Raw genomic sequence first — 3,169 nt, 5'->3', positions numbered from 1 at the left:
CGATCGCCAGATCATGCTCACAGCGATGAGCGATCGCCTCCTACGCCTTGGACTGCCTACGCTCTATTGGGCACATATCACCGTTAAGCTAGCCAGCAGCACCGATGTCATTCTTTGGGAAGAAACCCTGACCCTGGGTGTGCCGCCCGCTCCCGTGCCCGTGCCTAAACCGAGTGTCCAGCCTTCAGGGCTACAGGTATGGCTGCATAACATCGGTCAGACTTGTGCTGGGGCAGTAGACACGATCTTAGGTGCGAAACCGTCTAACACCGTTGCGCTCTATCGCCCCGTTGAACCGCGATGGTCGCCGCGCAAGGTTTGGCTGGGCGGATCAGCAGCCCTCGCCTTTTTGCTGGGCTGTGGTGTAGAAGCTGTCAGCTATGTCACCACCCTCAAGTCTGCTGATCCGTCCCAAGCCGGCACCCTGCCCCTACCAGATTTTCTGGGGCGATCGCCCGTTCCCACCTCAGGCACGGTGCAGGCAGCCTTAGAGCCAGTGCCGGTTATCATCCATCCCATTTCCCACAGCCGCCCAACCCTCACCCTCAGCTTTAGCGGCGCGCCTTGGCTATCCACCGCCACCACCATGGTGAATCCCATTCAGAATGCCGATGTAGCGCTGTCCTATTTAGATATACCCGACGTGGTCGATGAGCAGACCGCAGCTTGGCCCACCGAAGAGGCCTGGATCGATAGCGGCGTTGATGTTGTCAGTACTCCATCCCAAGTTGATGAACCGCGATCGCGTCGGGCAGATTTACAGCGCATTCTATCAGCGGTGGAGCAAGCTGGATTGCGCACCGTGGGCCATGGCACGACGTCCACCGCCGCCCGCCGTCCTGAAATTTTGGACGTCAATGGTAAACGCATCGCCTACTTGAGCTACACCAGCTCGGTTGCCAGCACCAGTGATCCGCTCACGGATCAAATTACCACCGATGTGCAGGCGATTCGTCCCCAGGTTGACTGGGTGATTGTCAATTTCCATTGGCAAGATGCGATGGCGGACTATCCCTCAGCCCAGCAGGTGAACTTAGCCCACCATGCCGTCGATCAGGGCAGCGATTTGGTGATTGGCTATCATCCCCAGGTGCTCCAGGGTGCAGAAATCTATCGCGGGAGAGCGATCGCTTACTCCATTGGCAACTTCATGCCCGAAGGCGATGCCGCCGATCCGGCTACAGCGAACTACGACACGGCGGTGCTCAAAGTCTCTCTGCGCGACGAGCAGATGCGCCTAGAGGTCTTGCCGGTGCAGGTGGAAGCGGGGCAACCACGCTTGGCCGACCAGGATAAAGCTGAACAGATTCAAACCTATTTAGACCAAGCGTCGGGCTTGTTTGATGAACCGTTACAATCACCCATTGTTCTAGACCGTCGCATCGAACAAAGCGATCGCGATAGTCAAGACAAACCTGCATCTGGATTCCGACATGAGTCTGACATCCAGGGCGAGTCTGGCTTTCAAGACGACTCCCAACCCAAGGACACGTCTGGGGAAACCAGGGATCGCGATGGCGAGAACATGCAGGATCCGGAACTGTTGGATAATTCCTTCACCACCTTTCCCACTGCCGACCCGTGGGATACCCCATTGGATGAACTGAAACAAGGTGAACCGAGCGTTGAAGACGAGCCGTAAATCTGCTCTAGCCGTCTACCCCTTCGGTCATATGCCATGCCCAAGAACAAGATCAACAAAGAGGCTAGCCTAGCAGGCATACTGCCGAAATACCAACGGCTGTCGCTGGCTGGCTTTAGCCTTTTTGTGGTGGGAGTTGTATACTTTGGAGCATTTTCTAGCCTCGATCTCTATGCTCCTCTCAAAGCCTATCTAGCCACAGGGCCACTGCAAATTGGCGCTATGGCCTATCTCTTAATGACGTGGCGCAAGACGACCAAAAAGCGATCGAAGAGCTAGAGCAATCATAGTTGAAGATGGCTAGGAAATCGTAGAGATAGGAATAGTCTAGCGCCTCCAGAAAGCCTCTCCTAAACAGTCTAGTAAACAATCCTTACAACTTTCCGTGGGATGATTGAGTCCCTCTAAAATGAGAATGTTTGGGCAAGGGTGTTCACCTGGTGTTTAAATTCTCAAAAGGCTATTTTGATGAACGACTTCATTACGTTTATTCTCTTTGTTGCATTCTATGCTTACATTTCCTACTCCCTTCAAACCATCTGCGATCGCTTAAGAGTTGAAAACTCTTGGTTGGCATGGGTTCCTATCGCCAATGCCTATGTCATGTGCTTAGCTGCGGATAAACCTGGCTGGTGGGTGATATTATTCTTCATTCCGTTTGTGAATGTTGTTGTCGGTATTCTTGTTTGGGTTGAGATCTGTAAAAAGCTTGGGAAATCACCTTGGCTACTTCTGCTATTTTTAGTGCCGCTGCTCAACTTAGCACTCATTGGTTATCTCGCCTTTAGCTAGAGTATTGATTCCTAAACTCATGTCATTCAAAAGTGCCCATTTCCGTCAGGAAATAGGCACTTTCAAGTATGTCCATAATGGACTATGTTAGCTAACACTAGGGGCGATCGCCCTAGACATTAACCAAGATTTACCTTCACAACCTTGTTTTTAACTTCTTCAGTTTTGGGCAACGTCAGCATAAGAATGCCATCTTTATAATTGGCTTCTACCTTGGTATTTTGCACCCTGGTAGGTAGTGGAATGATGCGTTGGAACTTGCCATAGCGGAATTCGCTACGAGTTGATCCATTTTCTTCATGGCTAGTTTCAGACTTACGTTCACCGCTGATAGAAACCGATTGTTCACTCACTTCCACATTCAGATCCTTAGGCTCCATTCCCGGCACTTCCAGCTTCAGCAATAGAGCTTCTTCTGTTTCACTAAGTTCTGCTGCGGGCATAGTAGGAAACCAATCTTGCTGAGCAACAGACATGGGAGCTAAAACATTATCCAACAGTCGATCTAGTTGTTGATGAAGGGTATTTACTTCACGATAGGGTTGCCAACGAATGAGTGTCATGATCTTCAGCTCCTGTAGTAATCTCTGAGTGTATCTAGTCAAGTTTAGGTGACTGTTAGTAGGGCTATCTTTGTCCCTTTGATTACTACTTTAGAAGACTTTTTCTAAGGGGAGATTCGGTTATGGGAACCCAGTTTGGTCGTAGTTCCCGATCTAATTTTTTCAAGGTTAT

General features: G+C 50.6%; 4 protein-coding genes. 3 read left to right on the top strand and 1 reads right to left on the bottom strand.

The genetic code is table 11. The annotated features are described in order from the left end of the window. From V6D20_10270 to V6D20_10260, 3 genes are all read left to right on the top strand, one after another. On the top strand, positions 1 to 1,642 hold a 1,642-nt coding region (locus V6D20_10270), incomplete at its 5' end, for a CapA family protein (GenBank protein HEY9816165.1). A 36-nt stretch (positions 1,643 to 1,678) separates the two neighbouring features. After that, positions 1,679 to 1,921 carry a hypothetical protein gene (locus V6D20_10265; protein ID HEY9816164.1) on the top strand — a complete coding sequence of 81 codons (243 nt, stop codon included), beginning with the start codon at positions 1,679 to 1,681 and terminating at the stop codon, positions 1,919 to 1,921. 189 nt (positions 1,922 to 2,110) lie between these two features. After that, a complete protein-coding gene (locus tag V6D20_10260; protein ID HEY9816163.1) occupies positions 2,111 to 2,434 on the top strand; it encodes a DUF5684 domain-containing protein in 324 nt (107 codons plus the stop codon). Positions 2,435 to 2,553: 119 nt separating this feature from the next. Here V6D20_10260 and V6D20_10255 read toward each other — a convergent pair whose 3' ends face one another. Then, on the bottom strand, positions 2,554 to 2,997 hold the full coding sequence (locus V6D20_10255) for an Hsp20/alpha crystallin family protein (protein HEY9816162.1): 444 nt from the start codon (positions 2,995 to 2,997) through the stop codon (positions 2,554 to 2,556). Between the last annotated feature and the right edge of the window lie 172 nt (positions 2,998 to 3,169).

The sequence above is a fragment of the Candidatus Obscuribacterales bacterium genome, assembly GCA_036703605.1.
Lineage (GTDB): Bacteria > Cyanobacteriota > Cyanobacteriia > RECH01 > RECH01 > RECH01.
This window is presented reverse-complemented; position numbering and strand designations above follow the sequence as displayed.